Below are 25588 nucleotides of genomic sequence, written 5' to 3'. Positions count from 1 at the left end.
TTGGTAGACTCGTCGAGATAAGCGAAGTTGTAGCCATCGTCTTCGTCGAGGATAATATCAGTCTGCAAAGTCGTTCTCCTCGTTGAGGCCAGCGTTGACAAAGCTCTGCGGCTGCCTTTTCGCGTGTTCGTCGCGCATCTGGTCGAGAAGTTGCATGGTCGCCTGAAAATCGACGTAGTGCGGCAGCTTCAGATGCTGGACCAGACCTGAGCTCGCGACACTGTCGGCATGGGACAAAACGAACTCTTCGTTCTGCGCAGGGTATTCGGCGTCCTCGCCAAACTCGTCACTTCTGAGCGAGCGATCGAGAATAGCCATGGCGATCGCCTTCCGCTCGCCCTGACCCAATACGAGCCCGTAGCCGCGCGTGAACTGCGGAACACGGGAACCGTCGCCGGGTGTCAAATGGATGGTCTGGCATTCCGACAGACGCACCGTGCCGACCCCGACCGTCAAACCGATTTCAGGGATATCGAAACACACTTCGGCATCGCCGTAGCGCAGCTCTGCTACAAAAGGATGGTTTCGTCCGTACCCGCGCATGCTCGAATAGCAGAGTGCGACGAGAAACCCTTCGTCACCACGGGTCAGCGTCTGCAAACGTTCGTCCCTCTTCGACGGAAAGGCGATCGGTTCCCTCGTTACGTCATTGACATTGTGGGACGCGGTTTTCTCGACGCCTTCGATAATGTCCGACCGTGCGAGGATGCCTCCCTCCTCGTCCAACGCGCGCAGACTGGAGAGTTCCTCTTCGGTGCTCATGGTGGGGCCGGTCGGCGCTTCGCTTGCCCCATTCAAGAGGGAGAAGTCGAGGATACGGTGCGTATAATCGTATGTGGGCCCGAGGAACTGACCACCCGGAACGTCCTTGTGGGTCGTGGCGATCCTTCTGCGGACCAACATCTTTGAGGTGTCGACGGGTTCGGCATACCCAAATCGGTTCAGTGTGGTGCGGAACGATCGGACAAGCGCGATAGCTTCGATGATGTCGCCTTCGGATTGCTTGATCGCCAGCGCCGCCAGGGTCGTATCGTAAAGCGAGCCCTCGCTCATCACGCGATCGACGGCCAAGGACATCTGCTGGCTGATCTGCTCAACAGTGAGTTCGGCAACCGTCGCATCGCCGCGCCGGCGTTTCGAAATGAGCTTGTGTGAAGCGGCGATCGCCGCCTCACCGCCCTTGATGGAGGTAATCATCATCACCATTCAGCCCTTGTTGATCTGGGAAGTCCGATGACATGCGTGTCATCGGTCAGGAAGACGTCCACGCCAAGCGGATACCTGGCAGCGTTCTTCTCCCAGTCCGGCCAAAACCAGTCGGGCAGGCCGGCTGGCGCAATAGCCGCGCTTGTCTCTATCCCCGGCCCGCTCAACGTTACTGTCCGGCCGCCCGTCAGCGAAGGCAGGCGGATGACCACAGTCGTTGCCTTATCTGGTGACGCGGCTTCGCCGGGGTTGAAGCGCGAGAGCGGCGGAAGGTCCACCGGATCCCCGACGAAGGCCAGGTTCGCGGCCTCCGGCTCGGCTGTCAGCAGAGCATTGGTGTGAAGATGGAGGTAATCGCGCACATCGTCGGTCGCGATCGATCGGCTCAGCCATGACGGGCAGTCCCCGTCGACAAGGGTCAAGGCGATCGCCGTCATCGTGCCGTTCAATGGAACGGGCGAGCCTGCCGGCTGACGGAGCAACACGGCTGTCCCAGGGCGGGAAAGCGCCGTCAGAAGCTGACGGAACGCCAGTTGGGCGTCATGGATGGGGTCTTCGAATTGTCGTGCTAAAGATCGCATAGTCATTCGTGGTCAGCCCCCCTGTCCGTACATGAAGAAATCGACCTTGCTAGAGTAGGTCTCGCTCTCGACCTGGGCTTCCGTTTTCCGGATGCGTTCATCGAGGGCGTCCACGATCGACGTGACCGTCGCGGCCCCATTCAGCGTTTCCCTCTGCATGAGCGCATCAAGCAATGCCGCCAACGCCGCATGCCTTTTGCTCCTTCCGAGCACATAGGCGACGCCGATTTCCCCGCTCTCAATCTGCACCGTGCATCTGGCGATCGTTGCTTCGCCAACATTGAACGGCGCATTTCTCTTTGCGATCCGCCCCCTCAGCATGATCATTCCCACTTCGGGGCGGCGGACCCATTCGAATTTGGGAGGAGAGATCGTTGCCCAATGACGTTCGATTTCCGAAAGCGGCGCTTTGGCGAACGTCGTCAGCCAAGCCTCGCGGCTACGGTTCATTGATGGGTCAAAGTCGTGTTTTTCCGTGACAGACATGGCTTCAGAGCACCCGCTGGCCGCGACGCCACACCGAACGGACGATGGGACCGTCAATGTCGGAGACCCGTACGAGATCGGCGCGCTTGCCGATTGCGATTTCGCCTCGGTCGGAGAAGCCGAAGGTTTGTGCCGGATTGAGGGTCCCCATGGCCACCGCTTCAGGAAGCGACGGTCCGTTCGGCATCGTCGGGAGATACCAGATCGCTCGCAGCAGGCTTGCCGGGATGTAGTCGGAGCAAATAATGTCGAAGAGGCGATGCTCTGCGAGTTCGCGCACGGAGACATTGCCGATGTGCGATCGTCCCGCGACGATATTTGGTGCGCCGACAATGGCGGTCATGCCGGCCGCGCGAGCCGCTCGCGCCGCCTCCATGGTAATGGGAAACTCCGCGATGCTAGACCCGGCCGCGACAGCATCCTCGATATGGGTTGCGGTCGTGTCGTCGTGACTTGCACAAGCGATGTTTCGCTCGCGACACATTTCGAGGAGCCGCGTCCTGTTGACATGGTTGCAATCGGAGGAGGCACCCTTTGCCGCAATCATGGTTTCAATCTCGGCAGCACTTCGGCCCTTGTGGGTGTGAATGCTGCGGAAGCGCTCAAGGTTGCGGTGGGGGCCGTCATCCATGATCGTCACAAATCGAACATCCGGGCGATCAAGGTATTGCGGCACGATGCCGAGCAGGTCGGGTTCCTCCGCATCGCATCGAAGGTGAAGAAAATGCTCGCCCCTCAGCGCCCCGTGCGCCCGTGCTTCTCGAATTCCATCCAGCATAAGCGGCAAGAGACGCTGCCGTTCGGGATTTGCGCCGGCGCCTACGGTCAGGGAGTCGAACACGGTCGTCGTACCGGCAGCTATGATCTGAGCATCGTAGGCAATTGCCGCGCTCACCGGGTTCCACGTCATCCCAGGCCGTGGCAGGACATGTTTTTCCAGATGATCGGTGTGGACATCCATGATGCCGGGGATCAGGAAATCGCCGGCGAAATCCACTGCGTTGGCGGCAGCCGTCGTGCCGCGGGAGATGTCGGCGATGATGCCGTTCTTGATCCTGACGGTTCCGCTAAAGCACTCCGAACCGGTGACGATCCTAGCATTCGTTAATATTGTTTCGGCATGTCCGCTTTCGCTTAGGCGATCCTGGTCAGGCCAGACCTCGATAACTGTCATGGGTTGGAGCCCCGCTCTGTTTTCAACTAACGGGGTCTTAACAGTGACGGCGGCTGCTTAGGAGACGGAGCGATGACAATGCTTGGACATCTATCCAACTTGTACCTACAACGTTAAATTCGGAGCGGGTCTCGTACGCTATGGGAGTACGCATCGAGCAAAACGCGGAAGCCGACCGATGAAATTACCCGATCGCCCAAGTTTGTCAGAACGACGCGGATCCACCACACTCTGGCGCATTGTCGCGCGCGCTCTCGAAGCCGAAATCCACGAGGGCAGATGGCCGCCGAGTGCGCGATTGCCGAGCGAGTTCGAGCTCGCCGCTCGGTTCGACGTTCACAGAAATACAGTTCGTCGTGCGCTCTCGGTCCTTCGTGAGCGCAACATCATCAGAGTCGAACAAGGCAAAGGGGCGTTCGTAAAGGAACGCCTTGTCGTGCATACCATCGGGGCGACGTCACGGATGAGCGCAACACTCGAGAGCATTCATCGTGTGGGAGAACGACAATATGCCGGCTCGGATCGCGTTCGCCTGGATAAGGACCTTGCCAGAAACCTTCGCTTGACCCTTCATCACTTCGCCCAGAAAATAGACACGATTACAGTAGTCGAGGGCACTATAATATCTGCGACCTCAAGCTACTTTCCTCTTCCGCGTTTCGAAGGAATAGAAGAGTTCATCAGGGAGAGCGGCAGCTTCACTTCTGCATGGAAACAATATGGCGTCACGCGATATCAGCGTCTCGAAACCACGATCACCTCCGCTGCACTTTCCAGCGCTGACGCAAGGCTTTTCGGGAAATCTCGCGGGCAACCTGTCACCATCCTGACGAACATCAATATTGACGTTGACGGCCAGCCAATTGTCTGGTCGAGGCAGCGAATATTACCACAATACATGGAATTGATCGTCAAATTCAAATAGCGCACGTTGAACATCATTGCACCGTCAACGTCACTTTCTTCACGTACGGAAAGGTGACTGGTAGACGGTTGCCCTGAAATGTCCCGGCGACCCGCTCACACTGAAACAATCGCAAATCGCCCGCATATCAGCGACGAGGCTAGAACACCGCATTGGTAGTTGCATGCTCCTCGCCTGCAAAGAATACGAATAAAGCAAGCTTCCGACAGCGCATAAGCGAAGTAATATTTCAGATGTCGGTCATTATTGAGACCAGGACACTGCGCCAATTCCCATCATTCGCCGCTACCCCCCAACGACTTACCGGAACGTTTCCTTGGAGAGTCAGGTACAAGTGGCCCACTTGGTCCGAACCTGTCAGATCTCCTTCATGCGAGCGGCCTAAGCACCCTGTCATACGAAAACGTGCTGCATTCTCGCGCCTCCTCCAAATTCGAAGCGCAGGATGTCCGGTGGCGCTTCCGAGTCAAAGCTATCCAATGAGGAGTTCAAGGATGAAAAGAACACTATTGTCGATTATGGGCGCCATCGGCTTGGTCGCATGTGCATCTACTTCATACGCCGAACCAATTACACTTCACTTGACTCATGCCTTTCCGAGCCGAGACGCGGTCTTCCTGAAACCGATCGCTGACCGATTCATGATGCAGAACCCCGACATCAAGATCGTTTTGGAAGCCAATGCCACCGACTGCCCCGCACTACTACAGCAGTTGCTCCGAGACGCCGTGACCGGTGCGTTGCCCGATATGGTCTCCTCGGTCTGCTACGGTGACATGCCGGTACTGACAGCGCGCAATATCCTGACACCGCTCGACGAGCTCATGTCCAGCGATCCCGACTGGAAAAATGTCGGCATCCAGCAGAGTTCGCTCGGCCCGACGACGGTAAAAGGGCATGTTGTGGCGATCCCACAGTCGATCTCGGCCAGCATTGTCTATTTCAACGTGAGCCTCATCAAGAAGGTTCGGCCTGAACTGACGAACTTTGATCTGTCGTTTAATGACATTCTCTCGATTGCGACGGACTTACGGAAAGCCGAGCCCGACGTGATGCCGCTGTTTTTTGAATATTATGCGGACGCCAGCAATTGGTCATTCAACAGCCTGGTCTCCAGCCATGGCGGCGACGTGTTCACCGAAGATGGAAAGATCGGCTTCGATTCACAGGCTGGACGAGACGCCATGAAACTGATGCAGCGGTTCGGCGCAGCGGGCATGCTCGACATGACCGCAGAGCAGGCTCGCCAGGCATTCGCATCCGGCAAGATCGGTATCTATTTCGCGTCTACCTCGCGATTGAAGACGCTGACGGCGAATGCGGGACCATCGATGGACATCCGCACCGGCGTGTTCCCGCAGTCTGCCAAGGACGGCAAGCTGGCGTCCGGCGGGGGCGGCATGGCCATCACGACCAGAGACCCCGCAAAGATCGCGGCCGCCTGGAAATTCCTCAAATTCGCCTCCGGGCCGGAGGCCCAGACATTGATCGTCAAGGCCACCGGTTTCGTTCCGGTCAATACGGTCGCGGTGAACGATCCCGCCTATCTCGGCGACTACTACAAGGAAAATCCGAACACGCTCTCCGCCATCAGGGAATTGCCGCGTGTCAAGGTTCAAAACACCTATCCCGAACCGAATGCCCAGCGGATTACCACCGTCATCCGTGACTACCTGCAAGGCGTGGTGACGCTCAAACAGACGCCTGAAGAAGCCATGCCGGCCATGGTTCGCGACGTGACAAGCCTTCTGCCGAAATCCTGAATATCGACGATTGGCTGTCCTCCCCCCTCCCCGGCGCGAGGACGGCCTGGCAACCTTCATAGAGAAAGACATAGACCATGGTTCAAGAAACCTACTCGCGCGCTGAAATCCTCCAATTAATCGACGATTCAGACGAGCGCCATTTCGTAGCCGAACTCGAGGCAGGAATTGTTACGCTCAGCCGCAATCGCCAGTATTTCAAAGGCTACTGTTTCTTTTCCGCGAAGCGGAAGGCCCGTGAACTGCACGATCTGCCGATTGATATTCGCACCAAGCACCTTCTGGAAATGGCAATGGTCACGGAGGCAGTCCAGTTAGCCTTCGGTGCCAAAAAAATGAACGTGGCTTTCTTTGGCAACGCGTTCGCTCATGTTCACTGGAACATCGTTCCCCGATACGGCACCGATCCGCTCCCCGAGGATTCGATCTGGACACTAGATCGTCAGATGATTGAGTCGCACTTCCTTAGTGAGGAAGAGTTCTCGGAAGTAAAAGAGAAGCTTCGTGACGTTTTGGCAAAGATCGCCGAGCGCGATCAGATGTCCATCTCGTTCGTTTAAGTCAGACCGCAAGTCGCGAAAGCTCCGACCGCCACCATTGCGAGGCGGTCGGAAAATCGCCATCGCTCCAGTGTGGATGCGACAATCCGGGAATGCTTGTTTCGCTCAGACGAGACACCAAACCACCCTGGGATCATCAGAATGAGTAGTATCACTATCAATAAAGTCGCGAAATCCTTTGGCACGACATCAGTTTTACGTGACGTGTCGCTGGACATCGCGGATGGCGAGTTTCTGACGCTGTTGGGGCCATCAGGCTGCGGGAAGTCGACGCTGTTGCGGATTCTGGCCGGTCTCGAGGTGCAGACCAGCGGCTCGATTTCCATCGGTGACCGCGTTGTCGATGGCGTCCGGCCGAAGAAGCGCGACGTGGCGATGGTGTTCCAGTCCTATGCGCTCTATCCGCATATGACGGTGGCCCAGAACATGGGGCTGCCCTTGCGCATGCGGCGGCTGTCGGCCTGGCAGCGATTGCCGGTGCTCGGCCGGTGGCTGCCGGGAACCAGGCAGACGGTCGAAGAGATCGACAAGGAGGTGATGCGCACCGCCAAGGCGCTTGGCATCGGCCACCTGCTTGCCCGCAAGCCGGGTCAATTATCGGGAGGCCAGCGCCAGCGGGTTGCAGTGGGGCGCGCCATGGTGCGCCAGCCCGCCGTCTTCCTGATGGACGAGCCGCTCTCCAATCTCGACGCCAAGCTGCGCGTGCAGATGCGCGCCGAGATCAAGGAATTGCATGACCGCCTCGGCGTCACCTTCGTCTACGTCACCCACGACCAATCCGAAGCCATGACCATGTCGGATCGGGTGGCGGTCATGCTCGACGGCGAGCTCTTGCAGGTCGCCCCGCCGCAGGAGATCTATGCCGATCCCGACGACAGGCGTGTGGCAGAGTTCATCGGTTCGCCCAAGATCAACATGCTGGAAGCGAAGCTGCTGGACGGGTCACTGGCCGATGCTGCCGGCACCAGCTTTTCGGTTGCGGCTGAAGTCGTGCTGGATCAGGCCCTGGGTTCGACCTTGACGCTTGGCATCCGACCAGAAGCCTTCCATCTCGTCGATGCCGCCGGCCTGGATGTGCTAACCGGTTCGGTGCGGTTGGTCGAACACATGGGCTCCGACCTGTTCGTGCATCTCGACGTGCCCGGAACCGATCATCCGATTGTCGCCCGGCTGCTCGCCGAACGCGCGCCACATATCGTGTCGGGCCAGACCCTGCATCTGGGCGTCAAGCCGGAGCGGGTGCTGCTGTTTGCCGCCGATGGTGGGCGTCTGCGGCCGCACGGCCATGGCTCGGCAAAGGTGCTACGCATGAAGGAATGGGCGCTATGAGCCACGCGCCTTCAGCTCTGCTCAATTCGACTGGTTCTTCACTTGACGCCGCCGGTGCCCGCAAGGCGCTGCGCAAGCAGCGTATCACCGAGACGCTTGCCGCCTGGTCTCTGGCCGGACCGGCTCTGCTGCTGCTCGTCTGCCTGTTCTTCCTGCCGGTCTTTGCGGTCTTCCTGATCGCGCTTACCGACTGGCAGTTCGGCGCCAGCACTCTGTCCTTCGTCGGTTTCGGCAATTTCAGGGAAGTCTTCGCCGACGTGGGCTTCCGTGCCTCCTTCGCCAACACCATTCTCTATGTCCTGATCGTCGTGCCCGGTACGATCATCCTCGGGCTTGCGATTGCGCTGCTGATCGAAAGCGGTAAGTCTTGCCGCGCGTTCTATCGCGCCATCCACTTCCTGCCATTCATGGCCACGCTGACCGCCATGGCGATTGCCTGGGAAGCGCTGCTGCATCCCACCATCGGTCTGGTCAACCAGACGCTCGCCATGCTCGGCTTGCCGACCGCCAACTGGCTGCGCGACGAGAACACCGTTCTGCCCGTGCTCGCCATCATCGGCATCTGGCAGAACCTCGGCTACGCCATGGTGTTGTTCCTCGCCGGGCTCAAATCGATCCCGCAGGACCTCTACGATGCCGCCGATATCGACGGCGCGGACCTGTGGCTCGACCGGCTGCGCACCGTCACCCTGCCGATGCTCGGGCCCGTCACCATGTTCGTCTTCATCGTCGTCGCACTGAAGGCCTTCGAGACCTTCGACACCGTGCAGATCCTGACCCAGGGCGGACCGGGCCACGCGTCGGAGATGCTGCTCTACACGCTCTACCGGGAAAGCTTCCAGTATCTGCGCACTGGGTATGGCGCTGCCGTCGCCGTCGTTTTTCTTTTCATCGTTGTCGCGCTGACGCTGATCCAGGCTCGCGTCATGGACAAAAAGGTCCACTACCAATGAGCACGCATCGTCTCTCGCCACCTTCGGCCATCCTGCGCCATGCGACGCTGCTTGCCACCGGCGCGCTAATCCTCATCCCCTTCGTCTGGATGGTGTCCTTGTCGATCAAGCCGCCGGGCGAGATCTTCCGCGCCTCCTTCTCGTTCTGGCCGCAGCAGTTCTACGGCATCGAGAACTACACCAAGGCGCTGACCGAGGCACCGCTGCCTCAATACATGCTGAACGGCATCATCGTCTGCACAATGATCGTCGTGCTGCAGATTGCCGTCTGCGCGCCGGCGGCTTACGCGCTCGCCAAGCTCGACTTCCCAGGCAAGAACCTGCTCTTCGCCATGGTGTTGATCGCGCTGATCCTGCCGCATGAGGTACTCTCCCTGCCGCTGTTCATCCTCGGCTACCAGATCGGCATCCTCAACACCTATGCGGCATTGATCTTCCCTTACATCGTCTCGCCCTTCGGCATCTTCCTGCTCCGGCAGTTCTTCAAGACGATCCCCGACGACGTCATTCATGCCGCGCGTCTGGACGGTCTGTCGGAACTGTCCATCGTCTGGAAGATCATGGTACCGATGGCGCTGCCCGCCATCATCGCCTTTTCCATCTTCTCCGTAGTCGGACACTGGAACAGCCTGTTCTGGCCGCTGATTGCGGTGCGTGACCAGTCGCTCATGCCGCCGCCGCTCGGCATCATGGCCTTCAAGAATGAAGAAGCCGGCAATGATTACGGGCCGCTCATGGCCGCATCCACCATCGTCGTCGCCCCCCTCATCGTCGCCTTCCTCTCCGCCCAGCGCTGGTTCGTCGAAGGCCTCACTGGCGGGGCGGTCAAGTGAATTCAAACCGCAGATTTCGGAGAACACCGTGCGCAAGATCCCTTCAATTCTTATCGCCTCGATACTCACATTCGGCAGCGCAGTCTCAGCCAGCGCGGAACCGGTTTCCCTTCGCGTGGGATACGCGTTCGCTTACCGCGACGCAGCCTGGAGAGAACAGGTTGCCAACGAATTCATGCGTATTCATCCCGACATCAAGATCAAGCTTGAATCCAACGCGACTGATTGCCCGACACTTCTTCAACAGACTTTGCGTTCGGCTATAACGAACGACCTTCCGGATGTGATTGCCTCGGTGTGTTATCCGGACATGCAGGTTCTCGCCGATCGCGGAGTTGCCGTTCCGATCGACACTTTCATTTCGAACGACAAGTCGTGGAGCGAGGTAGGACTAACGCCTGCGGCGATGAACACCGTCAAATGGAAGGGCTCGGTCATCGCCCTGCCCGAGAATATTTCGTCGTTGATCGTGTACTTCAACATGGCACTCGTTCAGAAGGCCGACCCCGTTCTGAAAGAACTCCCTACGACATGGGACGGCATTTTGCAGCTGGCGAACAATGTCGGCAGCCGGGACAAGGACTCCATGCCGATCTTCATGGAATACTATCCGGACAGCTACAACTGGTCTTTCAACGGATTGATTTACAATTTCGGCGGTGACGTCTTCGACAAGAATGGCAAGATCGCTTTCGACAGCGCGGCAGGCAAGCAGGCTCTTGAGATCTTGCAGCGCCTTGGCAAGGCCGGCATGACCGATATTACCTCCGAACAGGCCCGCCAGTCATTCGTCGCCGGAAAAATTGCGATCTATGTCGCATCGAGCTCCCTACTCAACATTTTCACGAAGGGAGCTGCCAACAACTTCGACATGCGCACGGAGCAGTATCCGCATTCGGCTCCGGACGGCAAGCTTCCATCCGGTGGCGGTGGGTTCGTGATGGCGACCAAAGACGCGGACAAGCAGAGGGCCGCATGGGAGTTCATGAAGTTTGCCGTTGGACCTGAGGCCCAAACCGTCATGGTTACAAAGGCGGGCTTCACGCCCGTGAACTCCACGGCAATAAGTTCGGCCCAGTTTCTGGGCGACTTCTACAAGGCCAAGCCGAATTACATCGTGGCAGTCGACGAATTGCCGAGAATCAAGCCCATGAACATCTATCCAGGCGAGAACGGGCCGAAGATCACGACGGTCATCAGAGACTATCTTCAGAGCGTCGTGACCCTGAAACGCACTCCTGAGGAGGTGATGCCGGAAATGGTCCGTGACGTGAGCCGGCTCCTTCCCAAGAAGTAACTTCCAACGAGTTCGGGCTTGCATACAGGCGATGGGCTGCGATCCGCGGGATTGCGTCCACCTACTCGATCCAAGGCTCGTCCACACCAGCCTTGGAGCGTTTGACAATGATCGTCTTCAGGTCAAACGCGCCGACCAAAGCAATTATTTCCTGAAATCAGCTATGCGTGGCCAATACTAGCAAGAAGGGATGTCAGTATATGAAGAGCGACCCACATCCGACGAGCGGTTACACAAACGACCCAGACCATTCCCCGCGCCCATCCTTTGCTCTTTCATCGATAAGAGGCTTTTATACTGGTGGCGATCGGATAGATGTAGTAGGGCAGCCGATCTTATCGACTATTCCGCAGGACATGGGTGTCCCGCACCAGATCGATCCAAATGGCGAGCATCAAGCCAAGCAGACATACGCCTGCCTGTACCGCTTGAGCGCACCGCAATGGCGTTGGCCAATCCTGTTTTGTCACGGCGGTGGGTTGACAGGAGCCCTCTGGGAAGGACGGCCTGATGGCGGCGAAGGGTGGCTCAGTCACTTTCTGCGACGCGGCTTTGACGGGTGTATCACCGACAGGCTGGGACTTGGACGGTCATCGTTTCTTCATCAGGCCGCGCAGGGAGCAGATCCCGTTTTGCGTAGCAAGAGAGAAATGTGGGAGCATTTCCGGATCGGACCAAGGGGCTCTTACGAGGGGCCTGAGCCTCGGGCCCATGCGGAAACCGCGTTCCCGATCGCTGCTTTCGACCAATTCGCAAAGGCCGTCGTCCCGCGCTGGGACGACGACATGGACAGCCTGCAGCGGGCAAGTCAGGACCTAATTGAGAACATCGGCCCCTGCATCGTGTTCGCCCACAGTTCAGCATCCGGCCCCATTTTCAGAACGGCGGCGAAGCGGCCCGATCTCATCAAGGGCGTTGTTGCGATAGAGCCTTCCTCCTTGCCTGGCCCAGCGATTTTGGAAGATGCCGTTCCGCGATCATGCCCCATCCTGTTGGTGACAGGGGACTATCTGGGGCAGGACAAATTCTGGTCCATCTATCAGGCTCGCCTCGGGCAGGAATTTGAGGCCCTGCTCAAGACAGGCGTGGACGCGGACTGGCTCGATCTCCCCAAGCTGGGCATCGTTGGCAACAGCCATTGCCCCATGAGCGATGGAAATTCAGACGAAGTGGCCAGCTATATTTATCAATGGCTGACCAAGCAAATGGCCAAACTTGGGGGTGCCTACGATTAACCCGGCGCTTGCAGCGCCTCGACGCTGTGAGGAACGCCGCTTTACACATTCGAACTATCTTCATACCGAAAGGTTTTTAAGCTTATGAACCAATCGTTTAGATTGAGCATTGATCTGGATGTTGATGGCTGTCACGAGGGCTATCTCACCGTAAAGAGGACCACTGAGTTATCGCCGTTCGGATGTTCTATGGTACCGATCATATCCATGCGCAACGGGGATGGCCCCTGTGTAGTGGTTATAGGTGGCTGCCATGGCGACGAGTATGACGGACAATTCCTCGCAAGACGATTGCTCGACACTGTCGAGATCGAAAACCTCCGCGGGCAACTGATCGTACTTCCTGCCGCGAATCCGGAAGCGGTAAGGGTGGGGCGGCGATTTTCCCCCGCTGACAATGGAAACCTCAATGCCGTATTTCCTGGCAAGGAAAACGGGACCGCAACGGAGCGCATCGCGCACTTCATCGAAACGGTGCTGATGCCGCGCGCGGAACTCGTCGTAGACATCCACGGCGGTGGCCGGCACGTCAACTATTTCTCCTCAGCAATGATTTCCGAGGCCATTCGTGGCGACAAGCGTCGCCGCGTTGTCGAACTCACCAAGGTCCTTGGGCTTCCAGTAGCGTTCTTCGTTGACGAGGAGGACTACACCTCTTCGAGCCTGCTCGGGGCATGCGACCGTGCCGGGGTCATGAATATTTCAGCCGAGATTGGTGGTGGAACTGTAGAGGTATCGACTCTCGATCAAGCACACAGAGGCCTCACCCGCCTGCTGCATCACGTCGGCGTTCTCCGTAGCGCCTCTATGGAGGCCGCTCCAGACGTTGCCTTCATGCGCCGACTGCCGGTCAGTTCCACCGTTCTCTCGCCGGTGGGCGGTTTGTTTGAGCCACGGGTTAAGGTCGGAGACAATGTCGTGAAAGATCAACTAGCCGGTCTTCTGCATTCGATCGAAATGCCCTGGTCCAAGCCCATCCCTGTCTATTTCACCGAACCCGGGTTTGTACTCTGCGGTCGGGTGGAGGTGGCAACCGAGATCGGGGATGGCCTTTTCAAACTTGCGGTACCTGTGGACCCGTAGATCGCTCCCGCAGCTGGTTGGCCCAACAGGCAACCATTGAAAATCTATGGCCCCGGGTTTGCGGAGCAACGATGACCGATGCCGAAATCAATCGAACCTTGACGGAGAAATCATATGATTATTACGCGCAGAAAGCTTCTTGTTAATGGAGTGATCTCGTCTGCCGTGCTTGTAACGCCAGCCGTACTCAGAGCCGCGCAAAAGACAACAGTCACGATCTCTCATGGCAACCCGACCTACCAGGCGCTGCTCTCGGAACTGACAACGCAATTCGGAAACGACAACCCCTCCATGGCTATCAAGTTCGTCGCCGACGGTGACAACTGGGATCCCCTCCTGAACAACACGATCCGGGCCTCCATAGTGAACTCGTTGCCCGACGGTTCTTGGCAAGCCTTAACCTACGCCGGCATCCTGGCGAATAGAAAAATCGCCCAGCCTTTAAATCAGTTCTTCGGCAATGACACGAAGAATCTCGAGGCTATGGGGCTATCCAAGGCGATAATTGAAGCCACAACGGTCGCAGGCAGCGTCTATTGCCTTCCATACGGGACCACGGTTCCCGTAGTCTATTGCAATATGGACCTTCTACGGAACGCGGGATGGTCACAAGCGCAGCCACCAAGCACGTGGGATGAAATCCATGAGATTGGCTCTAAGGTTTTGGCTAAAGGCGGCAACGTCAACGGCGGTTATCTCGAATACTCAGGGACAAACGCGTGGATGTTCCAGAATTTGCTTACCTCGTATGGCGGCCGGATGATGAACGATGCTGGGACGGAAATTACCTTTGCCGGATCGGAAGGGCTCCAAGCACTGCGGACGCTTGAGCGTTTTGGTGAGATCACAAAGACAGACATGACCAAAGAGCAAGCCCGCCAAGCGTTTAAGGCCGGCGCGACCGCGATGCACGTTCAGTCCGCCAGCGGGACGACATCAACCGCGAAGGCGGCAGCGGGGCGCTTTGAACTTGCAGTCGGACAGTTTCCAGTTTCAAGCCCAAATGGACGCCTTGCAGGTGCAGGCCACGGCATGTTCATGTTCACCAAAGACCCCGCCAAGCAAAAGGTCGTTTGGGAGTTCATGAAGTTCGCCACTACGCAAAAGGGCCAACTGATCCTTGCCAATAACACCGGATATATGCCGATCAACCTGTTGGCTCTTAAAGACCAGGCGTTTGTTGACGCATATTTCAAGATCAACCCGCATCATCGTTCGATCGTAGAACGTCTCGCGATAACCGGCGATCAATTCTCGTTCCCGAGTGACAACACCGTAAAGATCGCCGACATGATGGCGGACGTCTCGCACGACGTTGTTACTCACCGCGTCGAGCCCGCCGCGGGGCTCGATCGCATGGCAACCGAAACACGAAAATTGCTTGGCTGATGTAGTGGCTGGCGAGCATCGACTGTCACGCTCGCCCCACGTCCGCGATGGCGGCACATGTGAAATCGCATACCAAGCACTTACGAGAAGCGTGATGAGCTATTTTGAAACTACCACCGCCCGCGCCGCCGTTGCAGGCGTCGCAAATGACCTATGGTCCGTCGAAACGGTTGCCCGTGCCTACCTCGAGCATATCGCGGAAGTCGAGCCGTCTCTCGGTGCGTGGCAGTATGTCGACCCTGCTGCGGTTATTGAAGCAGCCAGAGCACTTGATCGTTCCCCGTCGGTCGGTGCGATGAAAGGCGCGTTGCTAGGCGTGAAGGACCTTATGTGTACTGCTGATATGCCTACTACGTTCGGTTCGGCCGCTTACGATGGCTATCGGCCTGCATATGATGCCGCTTGCGTAGCACTCGCGCGACAGGCAGGGGCGCTTGTGGTAGGCAAGACCGTGACCACTGAGTTCGCTTACGGTACACCTGGTAAGACGCGGAATCCGCACAACCCGGCACATACACCCGGCGGTTCATCGAGCGGCTCTGCTGCTGCCGTGGCAGCAGGAATGGTACCGATTGCGCTCGGAACGCAAACCGGCGGCTCAATCATACGGCCGGCCGCGTACTGCGGCGTGGTCGGATATAAGCCCACCTATGATCTGATCGACAAAACTGGCGTGAAGCCTCTCGCCGTAAGCTTCGACACGGTTGGGGTAATCGCTTGCGATGTCCGGGACGCTGCTTTCTACACTGCCCATGTAACACTTCGGCCTGAACTGGAGCCAGGTAACGCCCCGTCGATGTCGCGCATAGGGTTGTATCGATCGGAAGCGTGGCCAAATGCACTTCCTGAAGCACAGATTGCGCTTGATCGCGCGATTGAGGCGCTCGGCGGTGACATCGGAGAAGTACGGCAAGCCAAGGGATTTGACGGATTGCTAGACTTGTACAGGCGGATGAAGGAATGGGAAATGACAACCGCGCTTGCATATGAGCGTGTGACCATCCCCGATCGCATCTCTCCACGTTCCCGCGCCGACTTTGAAGCCATTGCGGCAAGAGCTTCTGCGGCAATTTTCGACGTGGCAGAGGCCGAGGCTTTTAAAATTCGTGCTCGAATCGATGACCTTTTCGGCGAATACGACGTGCTACTCACCCCTCCTGCGACCGGTGAGGCACCCGAAGGTTTGAACGCAACCGGAAATGCAAGCTTCAACCAAATCTGGTCCTTCCTGCACTTGCCTTGCGTAACCATACCAGCCGGCATGGGACCGGGAGGTCTTCCCGTTGGGGTGCAGCTGATTGGTCGACGAAAGGACGACGCACGACTACTGGCAGCAGCTGCGTGGCTGGAAGCTTCACTGGCTCGAAAGCGATAATGCGCTATAACTGAGCCATGTTATTGGCCAGCAAAGCCGCCCATGTATATCCGGGGCTAACCCTTCTACCTACTACGGAACGTAGTGCCTTCCTTGATGATCGTGACTAGGGCTTTCGTTAGCGGGTCACTCCGTTATCAGAGGCTATTCAACATGAGCGATCAGAAATATTTCACGCCAGAGGAAGTTACCGAGCGCTACCGTGGCACGATTTCACTCGGTACGCTTCGAAATTGGCGATCCATGAGAATAGGCCCCGCCTTTGTAAAGATCGGCAAGTCTGTTCTCTATCCTGCCAGCGAGCTTGATGTCTGGGATCAGAAGAATATCGTGACTTGCCGTGCGGCAAAACGACTCATCGAAACAGATAATGATCAAGCGGGATGATCCCGATTGGGCGCTGTCAACATATCCCAACGCACGGCACCAGCGCTAAATGGATGTCTATTTATGTTATAAAAATCAATATCTTAGAAATTCACGAAGCATGGTCCACAACCACCCCTCCGGCGATCCCTCCCCCTCCAGCGCCGATGTGAGCATGACTCGCACCATCGCCGACATCGCCCGCCCGCTGGGCATCGTGTTGCACGACCATCTCATCATCGGCCGCAACGGCCATGTGAGCTTGAAGACGATGGGACTGATGTGAGGGATCCGGGGTGTTGGCAAAGGCCTGCTCGAAGGTCGAGCCTTGAGCCGCCCCCGCTCAGATGTCGAGGCTTTGCGGCAGGATCACCATATCGCGGATGGTGACGTTGCGGGGGCGCGTCAGCATATAGAGCACGGCGTCGGCGACTTCCCTGGGCTCCATCAGACTGCCGGCGGCCAAGGCTTCATCGAGCTTGGCCTGGGGCCAGTCCTTGAGCAGCGCCGTGACCACCGGGCCGGGCTGAACCGCGCCAACACGGATTCCATACTTGGCGACCTGCCGCCGTACGGTGTGGACGAACGCCTGGATGGCATGTTTGGAGGCCGTATAGATCGGCTCCCACAGGACGGGGATCATGCCGGCAACCGAACTGGTGATGATGATGTCACCGGTCTTGCGGTCCGCCATATGGGGCAACACCGCATGCACCGTGCGGAACACGGCGTTGATGTTGAGATCGAGCATGCGGTCCCAGGCATCGGGATCTCCGCCCAGCACCTCGCCGCCAATATAGGCGCCGGCATTGGCGTGGAAGATGTCGAGGTGACCGGTTCTGGCCAGGATGGACGGCATCATGGCGGCCACGCTTTTGGGATCGGTGAGATCGATCATGAGAGGAATGGCCCTCGGCCCGAGTTCCGCGCAGAGGTTTTTCAGCGTGTCTTCCGCCCGGTCGATCAACACCACCTGAGCATCCGCGTTAAGAAGATATTTTGCGCATTCGAGGCCGATGCCGGACGCGGCGCCGGTGATGGCGGCGACCTTGCCGGTAAGCTCCTGATTCATTTTAAAAAATTCCTGTTTCCGAAAGGTTGGTTCACGCCCTGCCATGGGAAACTCGGGACCTGCGCGCCAGGGAGTCGACAATGACGGCTATGGCCAGCACGGCGCCGGTGATCATGTAGCGGAGCGAAGAAGACAGATCGAGCAGGGTCAGCCCGCTGGCGATAGACTGGATGACGATAATGCCGAGCAAGGCCGAAAAGGCGCTGCCCCGCCCGCCAAACAGGCTGGTACCGCCGATCACGGCAGAGGCGATGGCGTTCAGGTTGACGTCACCGGTGCCGGCCTGCTGACTGGAGGTCGCAAGCCGCGCCGCCGACAGGATGCCGCCAGCCGAAGCGAGGACTGAGCACAGCACGAAGGCCGAGGCATAGGTAAGTCGCACATTGATGCCCGCCCGGCGCGCTGCTTCACGGTTGCCGCCGACGGCCGTCATGGACCGGCCCCATTTGGTGCGTGTCAGGGCATAATTCATCACCACGACCAGGCCGACGAAGAGGCCGAACATCCAGGGAACGCCGCGATCCTGATTGAGGTAGAAGGCGACGAATTCAAGCACGACCGTGACGACGATGGCGCGCAGCAGCAGACCGCCGAGCGAGGAAGAGGACAGTCCAGCCTCACGGCGGCGCGCGGCGGTTCGATACTCGGTTGCGAACATCGCCAACCCGGCGAGCGCGGCCAGGACATAGGCAACGACGTGCGGCATCACCATCGTCTGGCCAAAACTCACCACAGGCGAGCCGTAGGGCAGGTTGATAGAGCCCGTGGAGCCGAGGAGATAGAGCTGCAAACCGAGAACGGCGAGAAGGCCGGCCAGGGTGGCGACGAAGCTGGGCATGCCAAAACGGTTGAACAGAGCAGCATAGAGAGAGCCGATCAGCGCCCCGACGGCCAGCGCGGCAAGGATTGCCAGCACCGCCGGCCAGCCCATATTCACCCAGAACACGCCGAGCAGCGCCGAAGCGAGGCCACTGACGGAGCCGACGGACAAGTCGATCTCGCCAACCATCAGGATGCAGACGATGCCAAGCGCGATCACGCCCACCGTAGAGCAGTCGAAGAGCAGATTGACGAGGTTGTTGGGCGACAGGAAAATCGGATTGAGGGTCTGGAACACCACACAAATGATGATGAGGCCGACAACCACCGGCAGCGAACCGAGATCGCCGGAGCGGACCCGGTCGAGAAAGGCACGGATGGCGCCGCCAACACCGGCCTCATGCTTGAGACGCTCATCGGCCCGGTCGAGCAAGGGCGCGCCGGGATCGATGTCCTTGCTCATGGTTGGGTCTCCTGGCTCTGCGACTGGCTTTGTCCGCCCTGACGCCGGCTGGCGCGGCGGGAGACGGCATTGTTGGCCGCACCCGTGATGGCGCTCACCAGTTCCTGGTTGGAAGCGTCGGGATAAAAGATACCGTTGTTGCGCCCAAGCCGCAGCACCACGATGCGATCGGCCACGGCGCGGACATCCTCCATATTGTGGCTGATCATCACCACGCCGAGGCCACGGTCGCGCACCCGCTCGATCAGGTCGAGCACCTCGGCAGTCTGCGCCACGCCGAGAGCGGCGGTGGGTTCATCGAGCAGGATGAGCTTGGGTTCAAGCAGCAGCGAGCGGGCGATCGCCACGGTCTGGCGCTGCCCACCCGATAGGGAGGCGACTGGCTCGCGCACGCTCGGGATGCGGGCCGACAATTCGTTCAGGAGCTTCCAGGCCTTGATCTCCATCGAGACCTCGTCGAGCCGGAGCGCATTGAGTTCGCGGCCAAGAAAGATATTGGCCACGACATCGAGATTTTCGCACAGGGCCAGATCCTGAAATACGGTGGCGATGCCAAGGCCCAGCGCGGCACTGGGATCGGACATCGTCACCGGCTTGCCGGCGAAGGTGATCGCACCTGAGCTCGGCTGATGCACGCCCGCCAGGATCTTCACGAGTGTCGACTTGCCGGCGCCATTGTCGCCGACCAGCGCCACGACTTCGCCCGCATGCACGTCGAGATCGATGTCGGTCAGGGCGGAAACGGCGCCGAAATTCTTGGAGATGCCGCGCAGACTGAGCACCACGTCACGCGTGTCGGGGCTGGGCGATGTATCGATCATGGGGGCATCCTTACGAATGCGGAACAAAGAAATGTCCCGGCCGCGGGAGGATACGGCCGGGACAGGGATCGGCCGATTACTGAATGCCGAGCTTCTTGCAGCCGTCGGCATAGCGATCGACGCAGATATCGGAGGCCTTGGCAATGCCCTTGTCGAAGATCTCCGCCTTGATGTTCTCCGCGGTCACCACGGCTGGCACGAACAGCTTCGAGGGCGTGTTATAGAGCGTCACCTCGGCCTTGGGCGTCTGGCCGGAGAGCAGTTGCACGGCGACATCCGCAGCTGCGGCAGCGACGATCTCACTGGGCTTGGAGATCGTGTTGTACTGGTCGCCCGCTATGATGAGCTGCAGCGCGGCGGTGGTCGCGTCATTGCCGGTCACCGGCGGAACGGGATCGACACCAGCCGCCTTGAAGGCCGCGATGGCGCCGCCACCCGTGCCATCGTTGGCGGCAACCACCCCGACGATCTTCTTGCCGAAGCGCGAGATCTGGCCACTCGCCCATTGCTGGGCATTGGTGGGCAGCCAGTTCGGCGTGTCGAACTCGGACAGCGTCTTGTAGCCGCTGTTCGCCAGCCCTTCATGCACGCCGTCGCGGATCAGGCCGGCAGCCGCATCGGTGGGCGAACCGTTGATCTGCAGCACGCCAACGTCATCGGGCGAGACATTCGTCGCCTTCAAATGCTGCACCAGCGACTCCGCGATCGACTTGCCGATCGCCTTGTTGTCGAAGGAGACGTAGAAATCGGCCTGGCCATTCGGGATAGGCCGGTCATAGGCGATCACCTTGACGCCCTGGGCCTGAGCCTGCTTGACAAGCGAGGCAGCCGCCGCCGAATCCACCGGATCCAGCACGATGACCTTGGCGCCCTGCGAGATCACGGAGTTGAACTGCTGCTGCTGCTTGGTGGCGTCGGTATCGGCGTTTTGGTAGACCACCTTGCATCCCGCGCAGAGCTTCTTCATCTCGGCCACGAAGCCGGGATGATCATGCTCCTCATAACGGGTCGAGCCCTGGTCGGGCATCAGGAAGGCCACGGTGGCGTCGGTGGCGCTCTGCGCATGGGCAGCGGCGCTGCCGAGCAGAGACACAGCGAGTATGGCGAGGCTGGTCGATTTCAACGAGGAACGCGTCATTTTGTCTTCTCCCTTTGGCGATATGATTATTGAACAATCACCGTCGCACCTGGCGTGACGATCGATGGCTGCTTGGCTTGATGGTCCGGTGCGTCCCGGCCCCCTGTCTGGTCTGGTTTCAGGCAATACATCTCCTGTCACGGAACGCCTTGGGCGTGCCGCGTTGCTGGCCTGATCAGCGATTTGCCTGTCCTTATCCCTCCTCTATGCGGCCCTCGCCGCGTTGATGTTGTCGGCGAGCAGCCGCCGGAAGCGGGAGGGCGACATGCCCTTCTCGGCCAGGAACTGCCGGTTGAAATTCGAGATATTGTTGAAACCGACCTCGAAGCAGATGTCGGTCACCGAAGCCTCCTCGTCGCTCATCAGGAGCTGGCAGGCGAGATTGATGCGCAGGCGCTTGACATATTGCACCAGCGACATGCCGGTATGGCGGCGGAAGGCCCGCGAGAACGCACCGGTCGACTGGCCTGCGATCGCCGCCAGGTCCGCCTCGTTGAAAGGTTGCGTCAGGTTCTCGCGGATATAGGCCAGCGCCTTGTTGATGCCGATAGACATGTAGCCGGATGGATCGGGCAGATAGCTGGCGCTGGCGAGCATCTGCGAGCCCTGAGCCCGGCTCAGCACGCCGGCGATCAACATGAAGAGCTCGATGCGGCGCAGCCCCTGCGCCTCCATCATCTCCTCCATCAGCGGCCAGACCTGCTCGCTGGTCTCGCGACTGAACCGCACGCCCCGCCTCGAGGATTCCAGCATGGGGCCGAGAGCGGAAAGCTCGAAAAACACCTTGGTGGCGTCGTCGACAAAGCTCTCCCCGAACTGAATGATGCGGCAGCGCAAGGGAACGCTGGTGTCTTTGGGAATGTCGCTCACCCAATTGTGCGGCAGATTAGGGCCGGTGAGCACCAGGTTGCCCGGCTCGAACTCGCCGATGAAGTCGCCGACGAAGTAGCGGCCATTGGTGGCGACAACCTGATGAAGCTCATATTCGGGATGGAAATGCCAGCGCACGGTGTGGAAGGGGTAGCCGTGCGAATAGGCCACGAAGGATTCGCCTCGCCGTATCTGAACCACTTCCAGGTCCGGTGCCATGGCCGCTCCCTCCGGGCCGGAGGCGGATTTTTCCTCTCAGCGGCCCCTGCTCCCGTCCGCCGAATTGCATCGGCTTCGACATGGGCAGGAACGGTACGCGCCCGAGAAAGTCGGCGCCACTACGATTCACCCCTCCGGCTGATACTTTTTTGACGGTCGAAGCGAAGCAAACGTTCGTGGACCGTCGACGGCAACCGTCGTCGTCAGACCGCCAATTGTCCGATCAGCGCCAGCATGGTCCTGATGTCGGGCATCGGCAGCACGGCGTCGACCCGGGGCATGATGCGGCTCGAGACCAACTGGTTCTCGGTTTCCCCCGATAGGCCAAGCGGGCCGCGGAAGCCGTGCTTGGTCCAGGCGATCTGCTGGATATCCGGGCTCATCAGGGCGTCCACCAGCGGGGCGGCCGCTTCGCTGATCACGATCAGCGGATGGGCGGAGAAGACGGTTGGCTGCGGGTAGAGGATCACCGGCTTGGCGGGCGCGGCTGCCTCCAGGCGCTTCCAGCGCTCCTCGTCCGCCAGCACCCATTCGATCAATTGGTTCTCATAGCCGATCACGAGAGGCTGGGCTCCCGGTCCGCCGGCGAGATAATCCTCGAACATCTTGCCGGAGGAGCTCGGCTTGTAGCCCATGCGATCAAAAATGGCGCGAACCTGGCCGCCGGTCCTGGCGAGGCTCTGTTCGGTGGCGACCTCGCCCCCCAGCAGATTCGCGGCAAGGCCAGCGAACATGAAGCCGGAATTGGAGCGGTTGGGGTCGGTCGAGAGCAGCCGGGCCTGGCCAAACAGGCCGGGCACGCCGAGATCGGCCCAGCTCTTGTTGGCAAGGATGGCGGTGAGGAGCTTGGCGAGGTCTAGCCTGAAGCGGACATCGCCATCCGGCTGGGCAAGGCCGGAGGATACCAGGCCCTTGGCGATGACGTCCCAGGAATAAACCACGATGGGCGAGTTCAGGATGACCTGGTCACGCTGGATCCTTACGCCGTTCTGGCGGGCCAGATCCACGAAGCCATTGGAGGACGGCCAGAGGAATTGCGGGTTCTGGTCGAGAATGGCGCGCTCACGCGACATCTCCACACTACCGGCGCGCCGGGCATCGAGCTCCAGGCCCTGGCGGCGGAGCGCGCTGACAACGTCAGGGTCGGCTAGAAAGCCCTCCTTCTCTCCGCCGATGAAGCCGAACAGCTTGGTCGCCTCGCCGAAATAGCCGCGCAGCAACGGGCTGTTGCGCCCGTAGACGATGGCCCCGGTGCCGGCTACGCTGAGACCGAGCAGGCCAAGGCCGAAAGCACGGCGGTTGATGGCCATTACGATCCCTTTCTCTCAATGCTGACTGGCTGGGGTGCTGCCCCGCCGAGATCTTCGGCGAGGGCTCGGCTCATCAGCTTGAGCTCGACGTCTAGCGTATCGAGCTGAACCTGGGACAGGTTGTCGGCATAGAAGCTGAAGGCCTGATCGAGCTTGCCGAGGATCGTCTCGATCTCCGCCTGCCGCACAGGATCTGCGCTTCGCTGCTTTTCGACCACGCCGAGCCCCTCGGCGATCTCGGCTGAGCGAGGCAGATAATAGGTGAGGAAACGCCTGACGGCGGAGAGCTTGTCAGGCTCGGCGACGAGGCGATCGAGAATGCCCTGTGCGGTCTCGGCGAGATGCGCAACGGTCTTGCCGCTGGAACCCGCCCGTAGCGCGCGGGCCGCTTCCGTCAGGCGCGCAACCGTCGCCTCCCCCTCCTCGACCAGGCTCCCCACCAGTTCGGCCTGCGCGCGACCGACTTCACCGAGATTGACCCGTTCGGCGGTACTGCGCGGCGCCAGGACGAGCGCAACGCCGGCATAGAGCACAACCGCGATGGCGATGACGACGAGAAAGGGCAGGTTGAGCACGAAGACGCCTGCTGGCAGCGCCAAGGCTGCCGCCAGACCCGCGATCAGATGATTGCCGCCGCCGCGCATCGATCAGTTATACCCTCGCGCGGCCCGGAAAGCTTCCGCCAGACTGGAGCGGCCGTCGAAGACGCGCCCACCAGTGGCGGTTGCGAGCCTGTCGAGTTGCGCCGTGTCAGCGTCGCCGAAGGTCACCCCGAAGATCGGTATGCCCCGGCCCCGGCTCTTCCATTGCGCAATGAAACCTTCCAGATCGCCCTCGCTCCTGCCATCGGTCATGATGAGAATCGCCGGCAGATATTTGCCCGAGTCGAGGTCCGGCGTCATGGTCTGAAGGGCCGCCTCCACGCAGGCATACATATCCGTGCCGCCATCGGCTTCCAGGCTGTTGCCCCACTGCTTCAGCCGCTTCTGATCTGCGGGCGCGCCCGTGCCAGTCTGGGGATCGCCGGCTCCGCTCGAGAAGGGAATGGCGACGATGTGATCGTCAGGCGTCCACTGCACCAGAAGATTGCGCGTCTGCTCGGGCGTGAACAGGAAGCTCATTGCGTCATGCAACTGGCTGATGCCCGGACCTTGCATGCTGCCGGATATGTCGAGGCAGAGCGCGGTGAGCGAGGGCCGGCGCAGGGCTTCCTGGTAGAGATTGAGCGCGTTGAAGATCACCTTCGGATCCGGCGGGCGCAAAGCGGTGACGGCGCGCGAAGTATCGAGGTTCCATTCGGGCACCGGCGTGGCGACAGCCCCGCTCCCCGGACCGACGCGGCGGCCTATGGCGGCGATGCGCTTCTGGGCATCGGCCGAGAGCAGGAACTTTTCGAGACCGGTCACGAAGGTTTCGACATCCGCGCCACGGCCTCGGTCCAGATAGCCCATCGGCCCGTCGGAGATGGCAACGCCGTCCTTGGGATAGATCAGCCAGAGCGGATCGCTGCCGCGCTTGACCAGCGCCTCATTGGTCTCCTTCAGCGTCACCTCGTAGTTCCACATGGCGTCGGCCTGCTCTCCGCGCGCGTCCATGTCGAGGAAGAGGTTGGAGAGCCACCCGCTCGAACCGGAGGAGCGTTGGACGCCGCTGAGCAGGGTGCGGGCCTTGTCGCGCACCGTGGGATCGGCGAGATCGGCCTCGGTCAGCACGTCGCCCCGCCCGACGGCGGCGTTCAGCATGGCAAGATAGACCCCCGCACCGGAATTCGACTGCGTGGCAGAGGACATCAGGAATTTCAGCTTGCCGTCCTTTACCGCCTGCAGGATGTCGGCGGTGGTAACGTCGCGCTTGGTCCAGCCCAGGGCCTCGGCCTTGGCCTTGCGCACGCCGAGCAACACCGGGCTTTGCGAAATCGACTGCAGGTGCTTGACCTTGCGGCTCTCGTCGAACACGTCGATCCAGATCGATGCAGCCGGCCAGACGACATCGGCCTGCAAGGGGTCCGACGTCGATTTCAGGCCGAAGCCGATATCGAGCGAACCTTCATACTTGAAGGTACATTTGGCGCCCTCGGACTTGCAGAATTCCTGCACCAGCGGTTCGAAGGGCTGGTTTTCGGATCCGGCCACGATGTTGATCTCGGGGCCCGATTTGCTGCAGGCGGCGAGCGCCAGCAAAGGCAGGAACAGCAACAGCAGAAGCGCTGCGACCGGCGGGCGGATCTTCAGACCCGCTTGTTTGCTCAGCCGTTGAGGAAAGAGCGTGGAACTGGCGGGTCTGAAGACCCGCCCCCCGATCCCCAACACGCGCATGCCCAC

Annotated in this window: 24 protein-coding genes and 1 pseudogene; 13 read left to right on the top strand and 12 right to left on the bottom strand. The window is 59.7% G+C overall.

The annotated features are described in order from the left end of the window. Positions 1 to 57: 57 nt before the first annotated feature. Genes ACMDCR_RS14995 through ACMDCR_RS14980 form a run of 4 tightly spaced genes read right to left on the bottom strand, consistent with a single transcriptional unit; the run spans position 58 to position 3447 of the window. Positions 58 to 1197, bottom strand: coding sequence for a carbon-phosphorus lyase complex subunit PhnI (locus tag ACMDCR_RS14995; protein WP_413993627.1), 1140 nt, complete (start codon positions 1195 to 1197; stop codon positions 58 to 60). Positions 1198 to 1199: 2 nt separating this feature from the next. Next, positions 1200 to 1787, bottom strand: a complete 588-nt coding sequence (gene phnH, locus ACMDCR_RS14990) for a phosphonate C-P lyase system protein PhnH (protein WP_413993626.1) — start codon at positions 1785 to 1787, stop codon at positions 1200 to 1202. Positions 1788 to 1799: 12 nt separating this feature from the next. Further along, the gene (gene phnG, locus ACMDCR_RS14985) at positions 1800 to 2273 is read right to left on the bottom strand and encodes a phosphonate C-P lyase system protein PhnG (protein ID WP_413993271.1); all 474 of its coding nucleotides are present in this window, start codon (positions 2271 to 2273) and stop codon (positions 1800 to 1802) included. A gap of 4 nt (positions 2274 to 2277) precedes the next feature. Then, on the bottom strand, positions 2278 to 3447 hold the full coding sequence (locus ACMDCR_RS14980; RefSeq protein WP_413993270.1) for an alpha-D-ribose 1-methylphosphonate 5-triphosphate diphosphatase: 1170 nt from the start codon (positions 3445 to 3447) through the stop codon (positions 2278 to 2280). A gap of 178 nt (positions 3448 to 3625) precedes the next feature. Between ACMDCR_RS14980 and ACMDCR_RS14975 the strand changes: the two genes are divergently transcribed. The 13 genes and pseudogenes from ACMDCR_RS14975 to ACMDCR_RS14915 form a co-directional block, all read left to right on the top strand. Further along, positions 3626 to 4372 (top strand): GntR family transcriptional regulator, encoded by a 747-nt coding sequence (locus tag ACMDCR_RS14975; RefSeq protein ID WP_413993269.1) that lies wholly within the window; start codon positions 3626 to 3628, stop codon positions 4370 to 4372. A gap of 494 nt (positions 4373 to 4866) precedes the next feature. Next, positions 4867 to 6135, top strand: coding sequence for an extracellular solute-binding protein (locus ACMDCR_RS14970; RefSeq protein ID WP_413993268.1), 1269 nt, complete (start codon positions 4867 to 4869; stop codon positions 6133 to 6135). Positions 6136 to 6212: 77 nt separating this feature from the next. Beyond that, positions 6213 to 6695, top strand: coding sequence for an HIT family protein (locus ACMDCR_RS14965; RefSeq protein ID WP_413993267.1), 483 nt, complete (start codon positions 6213 to 6215; stop codon positions 6693 to 6695). Between the two features lie 141 nt (positions 6696 to 6836). After that, entirely contained in the window at positions 6837 to 8024 is a 1188-nt protein-coding gene (locus ACMDCR_RS14960; RefSeq protein ID WP_413993266.1) for an ABC transporter ATP-binding protein, read from the top strand. Further along, on the top strand, positions 8012 to 8977 hold the full coding sequence (locus tag ACMDCR_RS14955; protein ID WP_413993265.1) for a carbohydrate ABC transporter permease: 966 nt from the start codon (positions 8012 to 8014) through the stop codon (positions 8975 to 8977). The genes ACMDCR_RS14960 and ACMDCR_RS14955 overlap by 13 nt, the downstream gene beginning before the upstream one ends. Then, a complete protein-coding gene (locus tag ACMDCR_RS14950; RefSeq protein ID WP_413993264.1) occupies positions 8974 to 9810 on the top strand; it encodes a carbohydrate ABC transporter permease in 837 nt (278 codons plus the stop codon). The genes ACMDCR_RS14955 and ACMDCR_RS14950 overlap by 4 nt, the downstream gene beginning before the upstream one ends. A gap of 28 nt (positions 9811 to 9838) precedes the next feature. Further along, positions 9839 to 11107 (top strand): extracellular solute-binding protein, encoded by a 1269-nt coding sequence (locus tag ACMDCR_RS14945; protein WP_413993263.1) that lies wholly within the window; start codon positions 9839 to 9841, stop codon positions 11105 to 11107. Positions 11108 to 11307: 200 nt separating this feature from the next. Beyond that, on the top strand, positions 11308 to 12342 hold the full coding sequence (locus tag ACMDCR_RS14940) for an alpha/beta fold hydrolase (protein WP_413993262.1): 1035 nt from the start codon (positions 11308 to 11310) through the stop codon (positions 12340 to 12342). A gap of 189 nt (positions 12343 to 12531) precedes the next feature. Continuing rightward, on the top strand, positions 12532 to 13425 hold the full coding sequence (locus ACMDCR_RS14935; RefSeq protein ID WP_413993261.1) for a succinylglutamate desuccinylase/aspartoacylase family protein: 894 nt from the start codon (positions 12532 to 12534) through the stop codon (positions 13423 to 13425). A 114-nt stretch (positions 13426 to 13539) separates the two neighbouring features. Further along, positions 13540 to 14814, top strand: a complete 1275-nt coding sequence (locus ACMDCR_RS14930; RefSeq protein ID WP_413993260.1) for an extracellular solute-binding protein — start codon at positions 13540 to 13542, stop codon at positions 14812 to 14814. Between the two features lie 94 nt (positions 14815 to 14908). Beyond that, positions 14909 to 16189 carry an amidase gene (locus ACMDCR_RS14925; protein ID WP_413993259.1) on the top strand — a complete coding sequence of 427 codons (1281 nt, stop codon included), beginning with the start codon at positions 14909 to 14911 and terminating at the stop codon, positions 16187 to 16189. A gap of 153 nt (positions 16190 to 16342) precedes the next feature. Then, a complete protein-coding gene (locus ACMDCR_RS14920; RefSeq protein WP_413993258.1) occupies positions 16343 to 16576 on the top strand; it encodes a helix-turn-helix domain-containing protein in 234 nt (77 codons plus the stop codon). A gap of 100 nt (positions 16577 to 16676) precedes the next feature. After that, positions 16677 to 16841 (top strand): annotated as a pseudogene (locus ACMDCR_RS14915) (JAB domain-containing protein); the annotation flags it as partial. A gap of 57 nt (positions 16842 to 16898) precedes the next feature. Here ACMDCR_RS14915 and ACMDCR_RS14910 read toward each other — a convergent pair. The 8 genes from ACMDCR_RS14910 to ACMDCR_RS14875 form a co-directional block, all read right to left on the bottom strand. Continuing rightward, on the bottom strand, positions 16899 to 17627 hold the full coding sequence (locus ACMDCR_RS14910; protein ID WP_413993257.1) for an SDR family oxidoreductase: 729 nt from the start codon (positions 17625 to 17627) through the stop codon (positions 16899 to 16901). A gap of 31 nt (positions 17628 to 17658) precedes the next feature. Continuing rightward, positions 17659 to 18909, bottom strand: a complete 1251-nt coding sequence (locus ACMDCR_RS14905) for a sugar ABC transporter permease (protein ID WP_413993256.1) — start codon at positions 18907 to 18909, stop codon at positions 17659 to 17661. Next, on the bottom strand, positions 18906 to 19730 hold the full coding sequence (locus ACMDCR_RS14900; RefSeq protein ID WP_413993255.1) for an ATP-binding cassette domain-containing protein: 825 nt from the start codon (positions 19728 to 19730) through the stop codon (positions 18906 to 18908). Before ACMDCR_RS14900 ends, ACMDCR_RS14905 begins: the two co-directional genes overlap by 4 nt. A gap of 76 nt (positions 19731 to 19806) precedes the next feature. Further along, the gene (locus tag ACMDCR_RS14895; protein WP_413993254.1) at positions 19807 to 20868 is read right to left on the bottom strand and encodes a sugar ABC transporter substrate-binding protein; all 1062 of its coding nucleotides are present in this window, start codon (positions 20866 to 20868) and stop codon (positions 19807 to 19809) included. A gap of 204 nt (positions 20869 to 21072) precedes the next feature. Beyond that, the gene (locus tag ACMDCR_RS14890; protein WP_413993253.1) at positions 21073 to 21957 is read right to left on the bottom strand and encodes a helix-turn-helix domain-containing protein; all 885 of its coding nucleotides are present in this window, start codon (positions 21955 to 21957) and stop codon (positions 21073 to 21075) included. Between the two features lie 203 nt (positions 21958 to 22160). Continuing rightward, positions 22161 to 23267, bottom strand: a complete 1107-nt coding sequence (locus tag ACMDCR_RS14885; protein ID WP_413993252.1) for a hypothetical protein — start codon at positions 23265 to 23267, stop codon at positions 22161 to 22163. Continuing rightward, entirely contained in the window at positions 23267 to 23911 is a 645-nt protein-coding gene (locus tag ACMDCR_RS14880) for a 5-bromo-4-chloroindolyl phosphate hydrolysis family protein (RefSeq protein WP_413993251.1), read from the bottom strand. Before ACMDCR_RS14880 ends, ACMDCR_RS14885 begins: the two co-directional genes overlap by 1 nt. 3 nt (positions 23912 to 23914) lie before the next feature. Further along, positions 23915 to 25582 (bottom strand): substrate-binding domain-containing protein, encoded by a 1668-nt coding sequence (locus tag ACMDCR_RS14875; RefSeq protein WP_413993250.1) that lies wholly within the window; start codon positions 25580 to 25582, stop codon positions 23915 to 23917. Positions 25583 to 25588: the final 6 nt, after the last annotated feature.

The sequence above is a fragment of the Labrys okinawensis genome, assembly GCF_047345005.1.
GTDB lineage: Bacteria > Pseudomonadota > Alphaproteobacteria > Rhizobiales > Labraceae > Labrys > Labrys okinawensis.
This window is presented reverse-complemented; position numbering and strand designations above follow the sequence as displayed.